This is a genomic window from Paenibacillus silagei, from assembly GCF_017874735.1.
GTDB lineage: Bacteria > Bacillota > Bacilli > Paenibacillales > Paenibacillaceae > Paenibacillus_AQ > Paenibacillus_AQ silagei.
This window is the reverse complement of record NZ_JAGGLV010000019.1, coordinates 72,049-91,061: the sequence shown is the minus strand read 5'-3', so window position 1 is coordinate 91,061 and position 19,013 is coordinate 72,049. Positions and strand designations below refer to the sequence as shown.

The following is a 19,013-nucleotide window of genomic DNA, read 5'->3' as shown; positions in this document are numbered from 1 at the left end:
TGCGGGAGTGAACCGGAAATGACCACGATATACGATATTGCCAAAAGGACCGGCTACTCACCAACCACAGTGTCCAAGGCGTTCAATAACTATTCCGATGTGCGGGAGAAGACGCGTGAGGAGATTCTGCGTACCGCCCGGGAGATGGGGTATCTTCCCAATGCGCATGCACGTACACTGACGACCAAGAAATCCTGGACCATCGGTGTGCTGTTTGTGGAGAATACGGGGGCGGGAATCCGCCATCCTTTTTTCAGCGCAGTGATTGAGAGCTTCAAGCAGGTTGCCGTAGCCAAGGGCTATGCCCTCATGTTCATCTCGAAGGATGTAGGCGGCAAGCAAAGCGGATATCTGGAGAACTGCCGGATTCGCGGCGTCGACGGGGTGGTAGTGTTCCTCTCTGATTATGATGACCCGTATTTCCGGGAGCTGCTGGAGAGTGATATTCCGACCGTGGTGCTCGATTTCGAGACGGAGCTGTCGCATACCGTCTGCTCGGATAACATGACGGGTGCGCTGCAGGCCGTGGAGTATCTGGTCAGTCTTGGACACCGCCGGATTGCCCATATCTCGGGAGGCGGGAACACCTATCCGGGACAGCAGCGGGAGCTGGGGTACAGAACAGCGATGGAGCAGCAGGGACTTGAGGTGCCGGATGAATATGTGGCCGAGGGAGCCTTCTACGCGCTGGAGAATGGTTATGGTGCAATGAAGCGTCTGCTGGCGTTGCCGCAGCGGCCGACGGCTGTTTTTGCTTCGGGTGACTTGCTGGCTCTGGGTGCGGTAATGGCGGCCAAGGATCAGGGGCTTGCGGTGCCGGAGGATGTCTCTGTGATGGGCTATGACGACATTGAGCTTGCCGGATACGTTACGCCTGCGCTGACCACTGTACGCCAGAATACTGAGATGTTGGGGACCCGGGCGGCGGAGCTGCTGCTGGCATGTATGAACGGTCCAGGTACGGCTCAGGAAGCACTTGTGCTGCCTGTGGAGATTATTGTGAGGGATTCCTGCGCACCGCCGCGCATGTGATGAAGATGCGTACATTCAGGAATACCTTTTTTTTCGGCAAAATCGAAACCGGTTTCGATTTCTTTCGTCCCTGGTTTCGCCTAGCAAAAATAATAAAGGAGTGATAGACATGACAACCGTTCAAACCGTAGTCACCGCCAAAGATACAGGAGATCGCCTGAGTCGCAAGGATGGCATTCAGTTCAGCGCAGAGGGCGCAGCGGCAAAAGCAGATATCGTGCTGCACCCGGAGCAGGCGTTCCAGACCATTATTGGTTTTGGCGGCGCATTCACAGAAGCAGCGGCGTATACCTTGTCCCGGATGAGTCCGGCGAAGCGTTCGGAGGTCATCCGGCGGTATTTTGACCCGGTAGACGGGCTGAATTACAGTATGGGCCGTGTGCATATCCATAGCTGTGACTTCGCACTCGGTAATTATACGTATGTGGAGGATGGGGATACGGAGCTTAAGACCTTCGATATCGCGCGTGACCATAAGTGGGTGCTGCCGCTGATTAAGGATGCCATGGAGGTCCGGGGCGGACCGTTCACCATGCTGGCCTCCCCGTGGAGCCCTCCCGCCTGGATGAAGACGAACGGGGAGATGAACAACGGCGGCTCGCTGAAGCCGGAGTATGCGCCGGTCTGGGCGCGGTATTATACCAAATTCATCGAGGCCTACCGCAAGGAAGGCGTTCCGGTCTGGGCTGTCTCAGTGCAGAATGAGCCGGCTGCGGTGCAGACTTGGGATTCCTGTGTGTACAGTGCTGAGGAAGAGCGTGATTTTGTCAAAAACCATCTCGGCCCCCTGATGCACGAAGCCGGAATGGGCGATGTGAACATCGTGATCTGGGATCATAACCGCGACATTATGGTCGAGCGCGTGACCCCGATTCTGTCGGACCCGGAAGCTGCACAGTATGTCTGGGGGACCGGTATCCACTGGTACGGCGGCGAGGAGTTCGGGAATGTGGAGCAGGTGCATGAGCTTTTCCCGGATAAGCATGTGCTGTTCACCGAGGGCTGTCAGGAGGGCGGCGTGCGTCTGGGCGAATGGTTCACGGGCGAGCGCTACGGCCGCAATATGATCGGCGATCTGAATGCCTGGACCGAAGGCTACCTGGACTGGAATCTGGTGCTGGATGAGACGGGCGGGCCGAACCATGTGGGCAATCTCTGCGATGCTCCGGTGATCGCGGATACGGCTACTGACGAGGTCCACTACAACAGCTCGTATTACTACATCGGGCATTTCAGCAAATTCATCGCCCCGGGTGCCGTGCGGATCGGGATTGAATCGGCAGCGGCAGATGTGCTGTCGGCTGCGTTCCGCAATCCGGACGGCAGTCTCGCTGTGGTGCTGATGAACGAAGGCGGGGAAGCACGTACGCTGACGCTGGGACTGGGCGCTGAGACTGCCGAATGCACGCTGCCTGCGCACTCTATTGCGACACATCTGATTACACAGGGGTAGGCCTGCACTGCAAGTATTCATTGATATTTTAGGAGGAGTAAATATGAGCCGTTATACTTTTGACTCAGGAAAATTTGTGATCGAGCAGTTCCATGAAGGCAAGCCGTTCGCCAGCTTCCTGCCGGGCCTTGCCGGACTGAAGGGGATACCGATGTGGACATTCTATGTGAACCGCGGCCAAGGGATTAGCAGCTTCGGCGTGCGGGACAAAAACTCGCCGATCATGGAGTTCTCGCCAGCGAATATTTCCTATAAGAATGTAACATCGACCGGCTTCCGCACCTTCATCAAGCTGAAGGGGACAGCGGAAATCTATGAACCGTTCCAGTCAGCCCGCCCCGACCCGGCAGCCAAGCGGATCATGACCATTCTGCCGAACGGACTGACCATTGAGGAATCGCATGCCGGACATGGCCTGAAGACCACAGTCCACTATTTCAACCTTCCGGGGGATGATTATGCCGCGCTGGTCCGTCAGGTGGAGATTCAGAATATCGGCGGGGCTGAGCTTGAGTTAGAATTGCTGGATGGTTTGCCGGAGGTGCTTCCGTTCGGGGTGGCGAACGGCAATTATAAGGAGATGGGGAACCTGCTCCGCAGCTGGATGGATGTGTTCAATCTGGAGAACGGAATTCCGTTCTACAAGCTGCGCTCCGGTACGAATGACGATGCCGAAATCGGCAAGATCGAGAGCGGGCATTTCTATCTCTCCTCTACGGCAGAAGGGGAGCTGCTCCGTCCGCTGGTAGACTATGAAGTGATCTTTGGCGGCAATACTTCACTGACCTATCCTGACCGCTTCGCGGCGCTTCCGCTGGCAGAGCTGCTGGCACAGGCGCAGTATCCGGTCAACAAGGTGCCGTGCGGATTTAGCGGCACTGCCCGGACGCTCGCCCCCGGGGCTTCGCTGAAGCTGAACACCATCATCGGGCATGTGAATGATATTGCCCGGATTAATGAACGGACGGCGGAGCTGTGCCGTGAGGAGTATTTTGCCGCCAAGTCCCTTGAAGCTGCCGCGCTTACCGAGGAGTTAACTGCGGATATCGCCACCCGGACGTCCTCGCCGATCTTTGACGCGTATTGCCGCCAGTCCTATCTCGACAATTTCCTGCGCGGGGGATATCCGTTTATCTTTGACAATGGGGAAGAGGGCTTCGTGGTCCATCTCTACTCCCGCAAGCATGGCGATATGGAACGGGATTATAACTTCTTCTCGCTGGCCCCCGAATATTATTCGCAGGGGAACGGGAATTTCCGCGATATGAACCAGAACCGCCGCAACGACGTCTTTTTCCATCCCAAGGTGGGCAGCTTCAATATCAAAATGTTCTATAGCCTGATTCAGGCAGACGGCTACAACCCGCTCAGTGTACAGGGCACCAGCTTCGAGATTCTGCCGGGTGCGGAGGAGCAGCTTAAGGCATGGCTAACCGGGGCGCTTGCAGAGCAGCATGCGGGACTTACTCAGCTCCTGGCCGGACGCTTCACCGCAGGCAGTCTGATTAACTATATTGCCGATCAGCAGATCGTGTTAACCCTAAGTGAGCAGGAATTCCTCAGCGGGGTGCTTGCGTTGTCGCAGCAGAACATTGAAGCCGCCTTCGGCGAGGGGTTCTGGTCTGATCACTGGACGTATAACCTGGACCTGGTGGAAGGCTATCTGGATATTTATCCTGAGCGCCTTGGAGAGCTGCTGTTCGGGGATGAGACGTATGCGTTCTACGACTCTCCGGCCTATGTCCTGCCGCGCAGCGAGAAGTACGTGATCAGCGGCGGCAAGGTGCGGCAGTTCGGAGCACTGCTGGAGGATGAGGAGAAGCTGCATAAGCTGAAGCGCAAGGCATCCGGTACCGAGTGGCTGCGCACACAAGGCGGGCACGGGGAGATCTACCGGACCAGTCTGTTTGTGAAAATGCTGTCGCTCGCCCTGAACAAATTCGCCACGCTTGATCCATACGGTATGGGTGTGGAGATGGAGGCGAACAAGCCGGGCTGGAACGATGCGATGAACGGACTGCCGGGCCTGATGGGCTCCGGCATGAGCGAGACACTGGAGCTGAAACGGATGCTGGTCTTCATGGCGGAAGCGCTGGAGAACAGTGCCGGGCTTCCTTCCACAGTGGCTCTTCCATCGGAGATTGCGGCGCTGCTCACACAAGTAGGCCAGGCTGTAACGGAAGTGCTGGACGGTTCGCTGGCTGAGTTCCCGTATTGGGACCGTGTGGCCGCAGCGCGTGAGGCATACCGGGCGTCCGTTCGGTTCGGGATCACGGGCGAGACCGGCGAAGTCTCCCTTGAAGTGATCCGCGGAATGCTGGAGCAGTGGCTGCACAAAGTGGATCAGGGGATTGCGCGTGCGGTAGACATGGGCGGCGGACTGGTGCCAACCTATTTCCGTTTCGAGGCTACGCGCTTCCGGCCGGTCACGGGTGCTGCCGGCGAGCCGGTCATCAGCGGCTATGGACTGCCGAAGGCAGTCGTAGAAGAATTCGAGGCTTCGGCGCTGCCGTATTTCCTGGAAGGCCCAACCCGCTGGCTGAAGACACTGGAGGATCAGCAGACCGCCAAGGCTATCTACAGCAAGGTGAAGCAGAGCGGGCTGTTCGATCCGGTCACCTCGATGTACCGGACTTCGGCATCACTGGAGGAAGAGGGGCATGAGATCGGACGCATCCGGGCGTTCACCGCAGGCTGGCAGGAGCGGGAATCGAACTTCCTGCACATGTCCTATAAATACTTGCTTGAGCTGCTGAAGGCGGGACTGTATGAAGAATTCTACAGTGAGCTGAGAACGTCGCTGATCCCGTTCCTTGATCCAGAGGTTTACGGACGCAGTACGCTGGAGAATTCGTCGTTCATCTCCACGGGCGGCAACCCTGACCCTGCCACACATGGCAGAGGGTTCGTGGCCCGGCTGAGCGGCTCTACGGCGGAGTTCCTGAGCATGTGGAGAACGATGATGGCAGGCAGCAGCCTGTTCACGATGGAAGACGGGGAGCTGACTGTGGCGCTTCACCCGGCGCTGCCCGGCTGGCTGTTCGATGAGCAGGGCGAGGTCTCCTTCAAGCTGCTGGGCAGCACAGAAGTGACGTATGTGAATCCGCGTCATGCGGATACCTTCGGCGACGGTAAGGCGGTTATTCAGACGCTGGCGCTGACCTTCCAGGACGGTGCGGAGCGCATAATTACCGGCGGCTTGCTGCGCGGCGCAGATGCCGAGGCGTTGCGGCGCGGGGAGATTGCCACGATCCGTGCGGTAATGGAATAACGGGCATAGATAGTGATGGAGAGGAGGTCCTTGCGGGGGCCTCCTTTCTGGTTTTATAAGGAAGCATGATTCCATCTATTGTGAATAAGACAGCACGGACTAAATGTAATCGAAAAACCGATTACAATGTGCGGGCGGAGGGTGTGCGGACCGAATGTAATCGAAAAACCGATTACAATGGGCGGGCGGAGGGTGTGCGGACCAAATGTAAGTGGAAAACCGATTACAATGTGCGGGCGGAGGGTGTGCGGACCGAATGTAAGTGGAAAACCGATTACAATGTGCGGGCGGAGGGTATGCGGGCCGAATGTAAGTGAAAAACCGACTACAATGCGCCGGCGGAGGGTGTGCGGACCGAATGTAATCGAAAAACCGATTACAATGGGCGGGGGGAGGGTGTGCGGGCCGAATGTAAGTGGAAAACCGATTACAATGGGCGGGACGAGGGTGTGCGGACCAAATGTAAGTGAAAAACCGATTACAATCGCAATAGGCTGACGCAGACTCCAACTTAGACGCAAATTCACCAGTCCAAAAGTTAGTTTATAATACTAAGGTATACATCTGCTAACAGGATACAGCCGGAGGTGATATATCAGATTGGGTTAATCTAGCTTGGGTTGGAGTAGCTCGGTTTGAATGACCTTAGAGCAGAGCGACCAAACAGGAGAGGAGCTACATTAAGAATGAGCGAGCTTAAGATCGGACTGATTGAGAAATACTCCATGATTATTCCCGCTACTGAAAGGGAGACGTGGGAGGCTAAAGGCTGGACGGAAGAAAGTTCGTTCAGGGACTTCCACTATGAGGCGGAAGAAGGGGAGGCGATGATGACCGCCAGACCGATGACTATGAAAGAGGTGGACACGGACTCGCTGATGGGCAGCCGGGTTGCCGGATTTCACCGCCATCTGGGAACCTATGGCATGGGAGGCCCCGGCTTCTTCGGACTGCTGCTGGAGAAGGAGGGCGTTAGACAGTATCTTGTGTATGCCGTCTGGGCATCGGGCCAATATATTCTGCTGGACGGCAGAGTGATTGAATGCCACCTGAATTACAACAAGAGCCACCGGCCGTGGATATCCAGCTGGGCAGGGGAGCCTGAGGAAGAGCAATGGGATGAGCTGACGGCAAAAGTAACGGGGAGCGTGGTGTCCGCTGCTTGTCTGACCGATGAGGAGCTGCGGCTTGAGCTGACGCAGGAGGGTGCGCGATCCCAGCTTGTTTTCTACAAGTACCATCAGGATCTGCCCCCGCTGGGAAACGGCCAGCCCCGCAAGCCTGCTTTTGAGGACGGCGTGATCGGTGACTATCTTGTTTTGTCGGAGGAGCATGCGGTTCTGCATGTGTAAGAGGCTCGGCTTGGGGAGCCCAGAAGAATACTCCAAGCCGAAATATGAGCCCCTAAATACGAAATATGAGGCCTTTTACCGTATATCTAAAACGCATACAATACTTACATAGAGATGAAAACGCTTCACATAAACAGATAGGTATCCTGGAGGTCCACACGATGGAGAACAAACGAAATACCAAGCAGGACCCGGTCATGGGTCCGCTCATTCCGGCGTCAATCGAAACCGGTTCAGGTCGAAAACATTCACTCTGGAGGAAATTTGTAGCCCAGCGGCATTTGCAGACGATGGCCCTGCTCGGCGTAGCCTGGATGATTGTATTCAACTACATTCCAATCTATGGCCTGATTATTTCCTTCAAGGAGTACAACATCGTCAAATCGATTGCCGAAGCCCCCTGGGTGGGCCTGCAGCACTTCAGGGAATTATTCGACGACGACGAGCTGCCCAATGTTATACGCAATACGCTGGGAATCAGTCTGATCAAGCTGATTATCGGATTCCCGCTGCCGATTATCTTCGCTTTATTTCTTAATGAGGTCCGTTCCCTCCGGTATAAGAAGGCGATTCAGACGATCTCCTATCTGCCGCATTTCCTCTCCTGGGTCGTACTAGGCGGAATTCTGGCCACCTGGCTGGCCGATGTGGGGATTATCAATAGTATCCTGATGGCGCTGCACCTCATTGACCAGCCGATTACGTATCTGGCCGAGCCAAGCTACTTCTGGACCATTATCATTAGCTCCGACATCTGGAAAGAGCTGGGATGGTCAGCCATTATCTATCTGGCGGCGATCGCCGGTGTCTCTCCGGAGATGTATGAGGCAGCGACGATTGACGGAGCCGGGCGGTTCCAGAAAATGTGGTTCGTTACACTGCCGTCTGTCCGGGGCACGATCAGCATTCTGTTCATTCTCGCGGTCAGCGGAGTGCTTAGCTCCAACTTCGACCAGATTCTGGTGCTGCGCAACTCGCTGAATGACAGTGCTTCTAACGTCATTGACTATTATATTTATCAGACAGGTATTGTCTCTAACCGCTTCTCCTACTCTGCGGCGGTCACTCTGGTTAAGGCGGTCATTGCACTGATTCTGCTGCTGATTGCTAACCAGGTATCCAAAAAAATCAACGACACGTCGCTGTTCTAGAACAAGGAGGATCTATCTATGTTTGCACTCAAACGCAGAACCAAAGGCGAAGTCATCTTCGACATCATCAATAATCTGGTCATGCTCTGCGTCTGCTTCCTGACGCTCTATCCAATCTGGTATGTGCTGGTCAACGCCTTCAATGACGGCAATGACGCCATGCTGGGCGGAATCTACTGGTGGCCGCGCATCATCACATTGAAGAACTTCGAGGCGGTCTTCGCAAGTCCGGGCATTATGCTGGCGATGGCCATTACCGTAGCCAAGACAGTAGTCGGTGTTGCCGTGCATGTATTCTTCACAGCAATGGTCGCGTATGCTCTATCCCGCAGGGATCTGGTGGGCGGCAAAATCTACATTCTGATCGGTACGGTCACCCTGTTCTTCAACGGCGGGCTAATCCCGACCTTCCTGCTGAACCGCGACCTGCATCTGCTGGATAACTTCCTGGTCTATATCATCCCGGTGATGTTCAGCTTCTTCGACCTCATTATCTTCATGACCTTCTTCCGGGAAATTCCGGATGGTCTGGATGAAGCGGCGCGGATTGACGGGGCCAACGACTGGTCGATTCTGCTGCGGATTGTGCTGCCGGTCTCCATGCCGGTCATTGCCACCATCGCGCTGTTCCACGGTGTTTATCAGTGGAATGATTATTTTACCGGCATTATCTACATCAACAACGTGGATCTGCAGCCGATTCAGACCTATCTGTTCCGGGTCGTGGCCCAGTCCAGCTCCAATACGATGATGACTGCTGTCCAGGGCAGCGCGGCCACAAGAACGGTCACCTCACAGTCGATTAAGCTGGCTACCATGGTCGTGACCACACTGCCGATCGTGTTCGTCTATCCGTTCCTGCAGCGTTATTTTGTCAAAGGCATGATGATTGGTTCGATCAAGGGCTAAGCATCTGCAAGCCACAGGTAACTCCTCCAACGCCCGGGTGTCATAAGGGCTACGGGGTTGAGCTTATAATTTATATTATCTAGAAAAGGGGTAAACAAATGGGCATGAAACATAAGCCGAAGAAAACGGTCCTGCTGCTCTTGGGACTCATGATGGCCTTCTCTGTTACAGGCTGTGGCAGCAAGGATAACGCCGCGGGCGGAAACACGGGGAATAATAAGCCGGCGAACACGGAGGCTACAACGGCACCTGCAACAGATGCTGCAACACCGACACCTGCGGCTTCGGCCGATGAACCGGGCTGGAAGAGCGATACTTCACCGATTACTTTTGACTGGTATCTGAACTTTGCCTGGTTCCCGAATAAATGGGGCGTAGACCCAACCTCTCAATATGTGACCAAGAAGACCGGCGTTAACCTTAACTTCATCGTGCCTGCAGGTAATGAGAACGAGAAGCTGAACACGCTGATGGCTTCCGGCAAGCTGCCGGACTTCATTACGCTCGGCTACTGGGAAGATGCAATCAAAAAAATGGTAGAAGGAGATCTTGTGCTTCCGCTGAACAAGCTGGCAGATGAATATGACCCTTACTTCTACAAGGTATCGGATAAGGATAAGCTGGGCTGGTATACTCAGCCGGACGGCAATGTCTACGGCTATCCGAACTCCTCGTCCTCCCCGGCCGATTATAAGCAATACGGCGATACCTACGTATCCAACCAGACCTTTGCGGTCCGCAAGGATATCTATGAAGCCATCGGCAGCCCGGATATGCGTACGCCTGAAGGTTTCCTCGCCGCGCTGAAGGCAGCGCAGGAGAAATTCCCTCAGGTGAACGGCCAGCCGCTGATTCCGCTCGGTTTGCATGAGTTCACCGAGAACGGCAACGACTCGCTGGAAGGCTACATTCAGAATTTCCTGAACATCCCTTGGGAGAAGGACGGCAAGGTCTATGACCGTGAGACAGATCCTGAGTATGTCCGCTGGATGAAGACTCTCCGCCAGGCGAACCAGGACGGACTCTTGGCAAAGGATATCTTCATTGACAAGCGTGCGCAAATGGAAGAAAAAATCGTACAGGGACGCTATTTCGCAATGCTCTATCAGCGTACAGACTTTGCTTCGCAGCTCGGTACAATTTTCCAGAAAAACCCTGATCAAGTGTACATTGCAGTAGACGGACCGGCCAACACCAAGATGGACCCGCCTGCACTGAACGGCCCTGGGATCTCCGGCTGGACGGTGACCCTGATCTCCAAGAATGTGAAGGATAAAGCGCGTGCGATTAAATTCCTCAGCTACCTGAACAGTGAAGAAGGTCAAAAGGATCTTTTCCTGGGTGAAAAAGGGGTCAGCTATGATACAATTGACGGCAAGGACCAATTCCTGCCTGAGGCGCTGAAGCTGATGAACACCGACCGCGGAGCCTTCGATAAGCAGTACGGTTCATCATTCACCTTCTGGATGATGCAGAACACCAATATTACCGATCAATGGAAGCCGGAATCGGTAGAGCCTTACAAGCAACTGGAAGACTGGACGAAGGGCAAATCGGTCAACACCTCCGAATTCCAATTGATTGACCCTACCGGCAACTCGCCGGAAGGCATTATCGCGACCAAGCTGAAACAGCTTCGCGGCAAAACCTTGCCGAAGCTGCTGATGGCGGATTCCGATGCAGACTTCGATAAGATCTGGAGCGATTATCTCGCCAAGAAAGAAAAGGACGGCCAGGCGACCTTCGATGCCTACCGCCAGACGAAATATGAAGAGAACAAAAAGAAGCTTGGAATGTAAGCTTAACGAATATGGCCCAATTGCCCGCGACCTGCGGGCTTTTGGGTTTTCAACTTGTGCGAGGTGAACATGCGCGAACGAACAGGGGCCTTATGGAATTCCTTCCGCTACTGGTGGGGGCGGAGATCGCTGCAGAGCCGGCTGATTGCCGCTTATATCTTCATTATTCTGGGACCCAGCCTGCTGGTGTCCCTCTATTCGTACAGAGCGATCAATAATACTTATAAGCGTGATTCTATTGAGAAGAACAGCTATCTCCTCCAGATGGAGAAGCTGTATGTGCTCAACCAGATTGAAGCGATGGAACGTGTCGCCCAGATGGCTTCCTCGGATAAAGGGGTGGAGAGCTATCTGGTCAGCGAGGATGAGCCTTCGCTTGGAGAACTGATCGATTTCAATACAACTACCTTTGTGAGCTTGAGCCAGATGCAATTCAATAATCCGAATATTGAGCATCTGCGGCTGTTCTCCAGCAATAAGAATGTGCATGAGCTGTGGCCGGTTATTTTCAGTGAGGACCGGGTATCGATGGAACCGTGGTTTCAAAAAGCGCTGCAGATGGAGGGACAGCATTACTGGTCCTTTCAGAAGCGGGATCCCGACCTCATGAAGCGCTACGCAGGGGAAGTGGAGGCTGGTCCGGCCAAGGTGTCGCTGCTCAAAGAGAAAAGCATTCCTGCCGGGCATCATGTCGGGATGGTGCAGGTCGATATGCAGCTGAGCAAGTTCGCACCTAAGGCGTTCACCTCTGTGCAGGACAATGAATCGCAGATGATGATCGCAGATGAGGAGCTGAACCTGTTCACCCGGACGGACCATTCCTTCTTGGAGGAGAATCCGGGACTCTCTGCGGCCGTTAAAGAACGGCTGGATGTCTACCGTAAGATGGGCGGATGGGAGATGGATTACGAGGAGAACGGGAATTCATTCCTGCTGATTCAAGCGCCGCTGGAGCAGATTAATGCTTCCCTGGTCACGGTGGTCTCCATGAAGGGATTAATGAAGGATATTTCGCGTACCCGCAACCTGATTATTGGGGCGAATATCGTTTTTATTTTCCTGGTAACGGTCATTGCCTATATCATGAACGCATTTATTCTGAAGAATCTCCGCCGCCTGACCGAGACGATGAAGAAGGTCCGCAGAGGTGAGCCTTACGGCAGCATCCGGGTCAACGGCGGCGGTGAGGTCGGGGAGCTGGCCCATCATTTCTCGAAGCTGCTGAATACGATCAATACGCTGGTGGCCCAGGCGGTCCATAAGCAGGCGCTCTCCAAGGAAGCGGAGCTGCGCACCCTGCATAATCAGATCGATGCCCACTTCCTCTATAATACGCTGGAGAATATCAAGATGCTGGCCGAAATCGAGAACCAGCGGACCATCTCGGATGCATTGACCCGGCTGGGCGGCATGATGCGTTATAATTTCAAGTGGAGCGGAGAATACGTCAAGCTGAGGGACGAGATCCGCCATATTGAGAATTATGTGGAGGTTATGAACATCAGGTTCGAGCATACCATCCGGTTAGAGCTGGATATTGACAGCGCTTATCTGGAAGTGGAGGTGCTTAAAATGTCGCTGCAGCCGATTGTCGAGAACAGTGTGAAGCATGCCTGGAACGCGGACGGAGTCGAGCTTACGGACCGCGTGGTGCGGATTAATCTGACGGAGGTCGGGACGGAGATTCTAGTTGTCGTGCGCGACAATGGTCTGGGACTGACGCCGGAGCGGCTGCTGGCGCTGCATGAGGCGATCTATGCGAAAGAGGAGCCTGGAGCGGACGCTTCCGGGATCAGCAGCGGAGGATATAAGGCGGGCGGCGTCGGACTGCGCAATGTGCATCAGCGGCTGCAGCTATTCTACGGTGAAGCCTACGGGCTGGAGGTACAGAGCGAAGCGGGAAAATGGACGGCCGTGTACATGTCACTGCCCAAAGTTCTATTGACGGGGGATAACAGCTATGACTAATCTGCTGATTGTGGATGATGAAAAAATGATCCGTTTAGGCCTGAAGGCGATGATTGAACGGGAATATCCGGCTGTCTACAGCATATCGATGGCGGGCAACGGCGCGGAAGCACTGGAGCTGTACAAGCAGGAGCGGCAGGATGTGATTATCACCGATATCCGGATGCCGATCATGGACGGAATTACACTGCTGGCGCGGCTGTCTGCGGAAGCAGCGGCGGATGGGGCTCCGGCTGTCATTATACTCAGCGGCCATGATGATTTCGAATATGCCAAAAGCGCGATCCGCTACCGCGTCAAGGATTATCTGCTGAAGCCGATCCGCCGTGAGGAGCTGTTCGAGATTCTGGAGCGGATAGCCAAGGAAGGGGAAGAGCGGGAATCCAGCAGCCACAAGCAGCTGCAGGAAGCAGAGGGCTACCGCCGCGAGCTGCGGGCGGCCCGTCTGCGCAGCCTCCTGATGCAGCAGGAGAGCGAGGTATCATCTGCGCAGCAGGAGGAGCTTGCGGGGCTTGCGCTGCCTTTTACAGTAGGGGTGCTGAACTATTATCACAGTGACGGTACACGGATGAAGCCTGGAGAGGTGCAGGGGCTGCTGGAGCAGCTCAGCGGACCGCTGGAGCACAAATTCAAGGAGATCCTGACGGACGGGGATGGGAAGCTGGTGCTTGTCGGAGAGGGGGAGAGCTTCCTGGAGCTGGCAAGGAAGGCCGAATCCAAGGAGCTTACGCGGCTGCTGCTCGGAATCAGCAGCGAGAGCCGCAGTGCCGGGCAGTTCCGCGCCTGTTATCTGGAGGCTTGCCGGGCGCTGCAGTACACCTTCCTGTCGCCGCAGGCCAGCTTCGTGGACTATGCGGATATTCAGGCCGGACGGCTGAGCTTCCCGCTCCCGGAGGAGGAGCTGCGGAAGCTGCTCAATATGCTCGGAACCGGGCGGGAGAAGGAGATTAAGGCGTTGCTTGGGGTTATTTTTCAGACGGAGCATCTGCTGAGGCTGGATCTGAGCTACCTGGAGCATGTCGGGCGGAGTATGAATGAACGCGTACTGGATGAGGTGTTCCGTACACATGGCGAAGCTTCGGTGGAGGTGCTGAAGCTCTACCGCCAAGTGGGCAACCTGCATAATTTCCGCCATTTCCACGACTATTACCGTGCGCTGGAGCATCTGCTCCTGAGCGTTAACGATTATATTATAGGCATCAAATCCGCCCATACCGAGCATGCCGATATGGAGGAAGCGCTGGCGTATATCGAAGCGAATTATGCGCGTCCGCTGAACATGGCGATGGTCAGTAATTACGTGTCCCTGAACTATTCTTATTTCAGTGAGGCATTCAAGGCCTATACCGGGGAGAGCTTCGTGCTGTATCTCAAAAAAGTCCGCATCCGCCACGCCAAGGAGCTGCTGGCCGATAACCGGGTCAAGCTGGCCTCCGTCTCCGAGTCCGTCGGCTTCGAGAACAGCAAGCAGTTCGCACGGGTATTCAAGGAGCTGGAGGGCATCTCCCCCGGAGAGTACCGGGCGAAGCTGCTGATGGGGCGTTATCCCGGCCAGGCTGAGGATAAGGAGTCTTAGGGCTAGGGCAGATGCTGGAACGATAATGAGCGGGAGTTAAGGGCCGGGTGGCAAGACTTGAGGTTCAAATATAAGAATTCATATGTTTCACATGAGGAATTATCCTTCTATTTCTCGCTGAAACGATACCGTCCTTAAAAGGACGGTATCGTTTCCACTTGTGATCTATGATAGGATAGATGGAAGGTCTGGAGGTATTGGTATGGAAGAGATCCAAGGAACACTGATTACGGCAGACAGACTTGCCGCCGATTTCCGGCAGCTGGGTGTGCAGGAGGGGATGACGCTGCTGCTGCACTCCTCCTTGAAGTCACTCGGGCAGTGGGTGGCAGGCGGACCTGTTGCCGTGATCCTCGCGCTGGAGCAGGTGCTGGGCGAGGAAGGAACGCTGGTGATGCCGACGCAATCCTCGGATCTGACCGATCCGTCAGGCTGGAGCAGACCGCCGGTGCCGGAGGCCTGGTGGCCGGAGATCCGGGAGCATATGCCGGCGTACGACCCGGACCTGACGCCTATTCGCGGTATGGGGATTATCCCGGACTGCTTCCGCAAGCAGCGGGGTGTGCGGCGCAGCAGCCATCCGATTGATTCTTTTGCCGCCTGGGGGAAGCACCGGGATGTCATTATTGACAGCCATGGCCTGGAATATGCCTTCGGAGAGCGGTCGCCGCTGGCCCGGATCTATGAGCTGGGGGGAAGCGTGCTGCTGCTTGGCGTGGACCATGGGAACAATACCTCGCTGCATCTCGCGGAGCACCGGGCCGATTATGCAGGGAAGCAGGAGGTTATCGCAGGTGCTCCGATGCTGGTGGATGGCGTCCGGCAATGGGTGGAGTTCAGTGATTACAACTGGAATTCGGATGATTTCGCTCAGCTTGGCGCGGACTTTGACAAGGAGACCGGGCGGATTGCCAAGGGCTTCATTGCAGCATCTGCGGCGCAGCTGGTCCCGCAGCGGGAGATTGTCGATTATGGGGTGAAGTGGCTGGAGCGCCGCCGCAGGTAGACCCTGAATGAGACGATTGGCACATGCTGGTGTCATAGCGGCCGAAATGGTCCAATCATCGATACATAATTGGGTAAAGGGGAATCGGAATTCATGACTACAACGGTGTATATTACAAGACACGGGCAGACGGAATGGAATGTGCAGAAGCGGATGCAGGGTCATCAGGATTCGCCGCTTACGCCGCTGGGCGTCCAGCAGGCGGAGTGGCTGGGCAAGGCTATGAAGGATGTCCATCTGGACGCGGTCTATGCCAGCTCCAGCCCCCGGGCGCTGCGGACGGCAGAGATTATCCGGGGCGGGCGGGAGATCCCGCTTACCGCTTATGATGAGTTCAAAGAGATTAACCTTGGCGTCTGGGAAGGCCGGGAGGCCGGTGAGCTGGAGGAGCAGTACCCGGAGCAGCACCAGCTATTCTGGGGGGACCCGGCGCTGTTCAGCATCCAGGGCGGCGAGACCTTCGCAGCAGTGCAGGAGCGTGCGCTCGGCAAGCTGCGTGAGCTCATAGACCTGCACGAAGGCGGCACGATCCTTATTGCCACCCATACGGTAGTAGTGAAGGTGTTGATGGCTTATTTTGAAGACCGGGCCATGGACAAGCTATGGGATCTGCCCTACATTCACCCTACCTGCCTATGCAGAATTGATATTACTGACGGCGTGCCGGAGATTGTGCTGCACGGGGACACCAGTCATTATGTGACCAGTGAGGGCGGGCTGGAGTCCTGAGTAGCAGTTACTGGATAGCAGCACAGCAGGTAGAGTTACGATAAACAGGCGATGCGCATGTGGCATCGCCTGTTTGGCGTGGGGCGGCGTAAGGCGTGCGCGGGAATTTTGCACATTGTGCAACACTGGGGCTCGCTAGGGGGCAGTGTGTAGGAATCCTGCATGAAATGCAACAATGGGGCTCGATAAGAACGGCCTGTGCGGAGATCCTGCACGAAATGCAACAATCCAGCTCCCGTTAGCCCCGAATCGCCCGAAATCCTGCAAAAGCTGCAACAATGTGCCATAACCAGTAACAAATTAAGAAAAATCATGCATAAAGTGCAACACTGGAGCTTGATAGGGGCGATCTACGCAGAGATTTTGCACGAAATGCAACACTGTCAGCTCCTTAAGGTCCATCTACATAGATGCATTGCCTGTCAGCGCAGCCTCCTGGCGCTGGCGGTCCCGCTGCTCCAGCACAGACAGGTCGCCGTCCAGCGCTTTCAGGCCGGGCAGGCGCAGGGCCACTCCGGCGTACAGCACCGGAAGAAGGCCTGCGGCAATCAAAAGCACAGGAACCCCGTACAGCTCAGCGACCGTACCGGCTGCCAAGGCGCCAATCGGCGACAGGCTCCCGCCAATCAGGAAGCGGACCGAATTCACCCGGCCCTGAAGCTGACCGGGTACGAGCCGCCCGTGCAGGGAGGAGCTTAGGGAACTGAAGAACGGCCCCATCAGCCCGGCGGCGGATACGGCGAACAAGGCGAAGGCATAGCTGGGAATGAAGCCCCACAGCATGGTGACGATACCTGACAAGCCCAGGCTGCCCAGCATGACAGCGCGCCGCTGCTTAATCTCGCCCATGATGGAGATGACCCCGAGTCCGGCGAGGTACCCAAGCGCAGAAGCTGTAGACAGCGTACCTACAGCCGCCGCATTGCGGTGCAGCACCTCGCGGACATAAGGGACCATCATCGTCCATATGGCTGTGGAGCTAAGATTGCTGACGGCAGCCATCATCATGATCGTCAGCATGGCCGGGAACCGCCGATAGAACGAGAAGCCTTCGGCTACCTCCCGCAGATAGCCGGATACGGAAACGGCAGCAGCAGGCGGCCCGGCGGGCTTGCCCATCCGGGGCAGCCACAGCAGCATGGCAATCGCAGCCATATAGCAGACGGCGTTGACCCCGAGCGCTGGCAAGGCGCCGCTGGCCGCGGTCAGGATACCGGCAAGCGCTGGACCGAGCAGCACGGCAGCGCCCTTGCAGCCGTCAATGATGGCGAAGGCACGCATCAGCTTGCCGGTTCCGGCGATTTCCGGGATGACGGCCATGGCCGTCGGCAGGAACAGCGCGGAGCAGGCGCCGCTCAGGCTGGCGGCCGCGAACAGCTGCGAGAGCTGGAGATGGCCGGCGAGGCCCATGCCGAGCGGAAGCAGGAGCGCCAGCAGCCGCAGCACGGCAAGGCAGGCCATGAACCGCACGCGGGGCAGCCGGTCGGATAGCGGCGAGCCGAGCAGGCGCAGCACTTGCTCGGGAATCATGGAGCTGAGCGCAAGCGCCCCCATCGCTACCTTGGAGCCAGTCAGGTCATAGACCAGCCACTCCATGGCCAGCAGCCCAAAGGCATCGCCGAAGGCGCTGAGTGAAACCGTAGATAACAATCCGTAATAGCTGCGTTTCTGCATAAAGCTCAACCCTCCAGATATTCTCCGATTTGTCCTGGCAAGCCGTTCAGTGCCTCAAGGCGCAGGCTGTAGGATGTGTTTTTACCCGCAGTATGAACAATGACCAGACCGGCAGCCCGCAGCGCGATCAGATGGTAATGGATCGTGCTTTTGGACAGGCCGACCTCCTTCACAATCTCGGTGAAATTCATCTGCTTGCCGGTAAGCAGGCGGAGAATGTACAGCCGGGTCTCATCCGACAGCGCCCGGGTAAGCCGCAGCAGAGCAGGTGCGGGCCGCCCTTCTTCCGGAGGAAGAACATCGCAGGAGTAGCTGGTGAACACAAATTCATCGAAGAACGAGGTGGTTACCAAAGGGCGGGCATGGTATTGCGGAGTGATGATTACCTGCTTCAGGGTCTCCGAAGGGTATAGCCGCATGCCTGCTGTGGCCGCCTCGTAAATCTCCATATCGTTCGCGCCGTTCAGTAGCGCGGCTCTTGCAGCAGCCTCCTGCTGAAGCCCTTCCAGAATGGCCGGATTAATGCTGCTGAAATACCCCGCGTCCCATGCTCTGATGACTTCAGCGGCAGAGCTGCGCAGTTCGGTCAGGTTAGAGGGGACGGTCTGTCCGAAGCGGCCGGCGATTTCATACAGCTCACCGGGAGACAGAGCCTCGAACCAGTCCAGAAAACCCGCTACCGTCCGCTCTTCCGGACAGCTCCAGATGTAAGGGGACAGACTGAAATTGTCGGTAAGCTTCATGACTTCTTTCATTCTCTGTAGCATCACAGGGGCAAATCGGGTTTGTACCTCACGCACCCAGGAAGCTCCTGCGTCCATTGCATTGTGGTTCTGCTTGCCGATAAAAGCATTTAAGCTGGCGATGCACTCATAGACGGGTGCGAAATCAAGGGTTACTTTATAATCCATAAGGAATTCCTGCTTTCTGGTGTAGTGGAGTTAGATATAACAGAGATAATAGATAGTGAAGGATAACTGAGCTTGGAATCAAAAAAGTTCTATAAACATAGAACTAATATTTGTTTTATCATAAACGAACTTTTCTCGTTTGACAAATCTTATTATTCAAAAAAAGGCGGTTCCCGCAGCGC

The 19,013-nt window shown here is 55.7% G+C and carries 13 protein-coding genes; 11 read left to right on the top strand and 2 right to left on the bottom strand.

The window, feature by feature from the left end:
• Positions 1–18 precede the first annotated feature (18 nt).
• From J2Z70_RS23915 to J2Z70_RS23865, 11 genes are all read left to right on the top strand, one after another.
• Positions 19–1,032, top strand: a complete 1,014-nt coding sequence (locus tag J2Z70_RS23915) for a LacI family DNA-binding transcriptional regulator (protein WP_209877344.1) — start codon at positions 19–21, stop codon at positions 1,030–1,032.
• 109 nt (positions 1,033–1,141) lie between these two features.
• Positions 1,142–2,485 carry a glycoside hydrolase family 30 protein gene (locus J2Z70_RS23910; protein ID WP_209877342.1) on the top strand — a complete coding sequence of 448 codons (1,344 nt, stop codon included), beginning with the start codon at positions 1,142–1,144 and terminating at the stop codon, positions 2,483–2,485.
• Between the two features lie 43 nt (positions 2,486–2,528).
• Positions 2,529–5,756, top strand: coding sequence for a cellobiose phosphorylase (locus tag J2Z70_RS23905; RefSeq protein ID WP_209877340.1), 3,228 nt, complete (start codon positions 2,529–2,531; stop codon positions 5,754–5,756).
• Positions 5,757–6,442: 686 nt separating this feature from the next.
• On the top strand, positions 6,443–7,108 hold the full coding sequence (locus J2Z70_RS23900) for a hypothetical protein (protein ID WP_209877338.1): 666 nt from the start codon (positions 6,443–6,445) through the stop codon (positions 7,106–7,108).
• A gap of 197 nt (positions 7,109–7,305) precedes the next feature.
• Complete coding sequence (locus J2Z70_RS23895; RefSeq protein WP_425355126.1) at positions 7,306–8,259, top strand: ABC transporter permease; 954 nt, start codon at positions 7,306–7,308, stop codon at positions 8,257–8,259.
• 18 nt (positions 8,260–8,277) lie between these two features.
• Positions 8,278–9,168: a carbohydrate ABC transporter permease gene (locus J2Z70_RS23890; protein ID WP_036732706.1), complete on the top strand. Its 891-nt coding sequence runs from the start codon at positions 8,278–8,280 to the stop codon at positions 9,166–9,168.
• A gap of 98 nt (positions 9,169–9,266) precedes the next feature.
• Complete coding sequence (locus tag J2Z70_RS23885) at positions 9,267–10,967, top strand: type 2 periplasmic-binding domain-containing protein (protein ID WP_245368479.1); 1,701 nt, start codon at positions 9,267–9,269, stop codon at positions 10,965–10,967.
• Between the two features lie 69 nt (positions 10,968–11,036).
• Entirely contained in the window at positions 11,037–12,935 is a 1,899-nt protein-coding gene (locus J2Z70_RS23880) for a sensor histidine kinase (RefSeq protein WP_209877333.1), read from the top strand.
• A complete protein-coding gene (locus J2Z70_RS23875) occupies positions 12,928–14,511 on the top strand; it encodes a response regulator (protein WP_209877331.1) in 1,584 nt (527 codons plus the stop codon). Before J2Z70_RS23880 ends, J2Z70_RS23875 begins: the two co-directional genes overlap by 8 nt.
• Before the next feature lie 202 nt (positions 14,512–14,713).
• Positions 14,714–15,517 carry an AAC(3) family N-acetyltransferase gene (locus tag J2Z70_RS23870; protein WP_209877329.1) on the top strand — a complete coding sequence of 268 codons (804 nt, stop codon included), beginning with the start codon at positions 14,714–14,716 and terminating at the stop codon, positions 15,515–15,517.
• 93 nt (positions 15,518–15,610) lie between these two features.
• Positions 15,611–16,246, top strand: a complete 636-nt coding sequence (locus J2Z70_RS23865; RefSeq protein WP_036732690.1) for a histidine phosphatase family protein — start codon at positions 15,611–15,613, stop codon at positions 16,244–16,246.
• A gap of 402 nt (positions 16,247–16,648) precedes the next feature.
• Here the strand turns inward: J2Z70_RS23865 and J2Z70_RS23860 are convergent, their stop codons facing one another.
• On the bottom strand, positions 16,649–17,920 hold the full coding sequence (locus J2Z70_RS23860) for an MFS transporter (protein WP_209877327.1): 1,272 nt from the start codon (positions 17,918–17,920) through the stop codon (positions 16,649–16,651).
• 5 nt (positions 17,921–17,925) lie between these two features.
• Positions 17,926–18,831: an ArsR/SmtB family transcription factor gene (locus J2Z70_RS23855; protein WP_209877325.1), complete on the bottom strand. Its 906-nt coding sequence runs from the start codon at positions 18,829–18,831 to the stop codon at positions 17,926–17,928.
• Between the last annotated feature and the right edge of the window lie 182 nt (positions 18,832–19,013).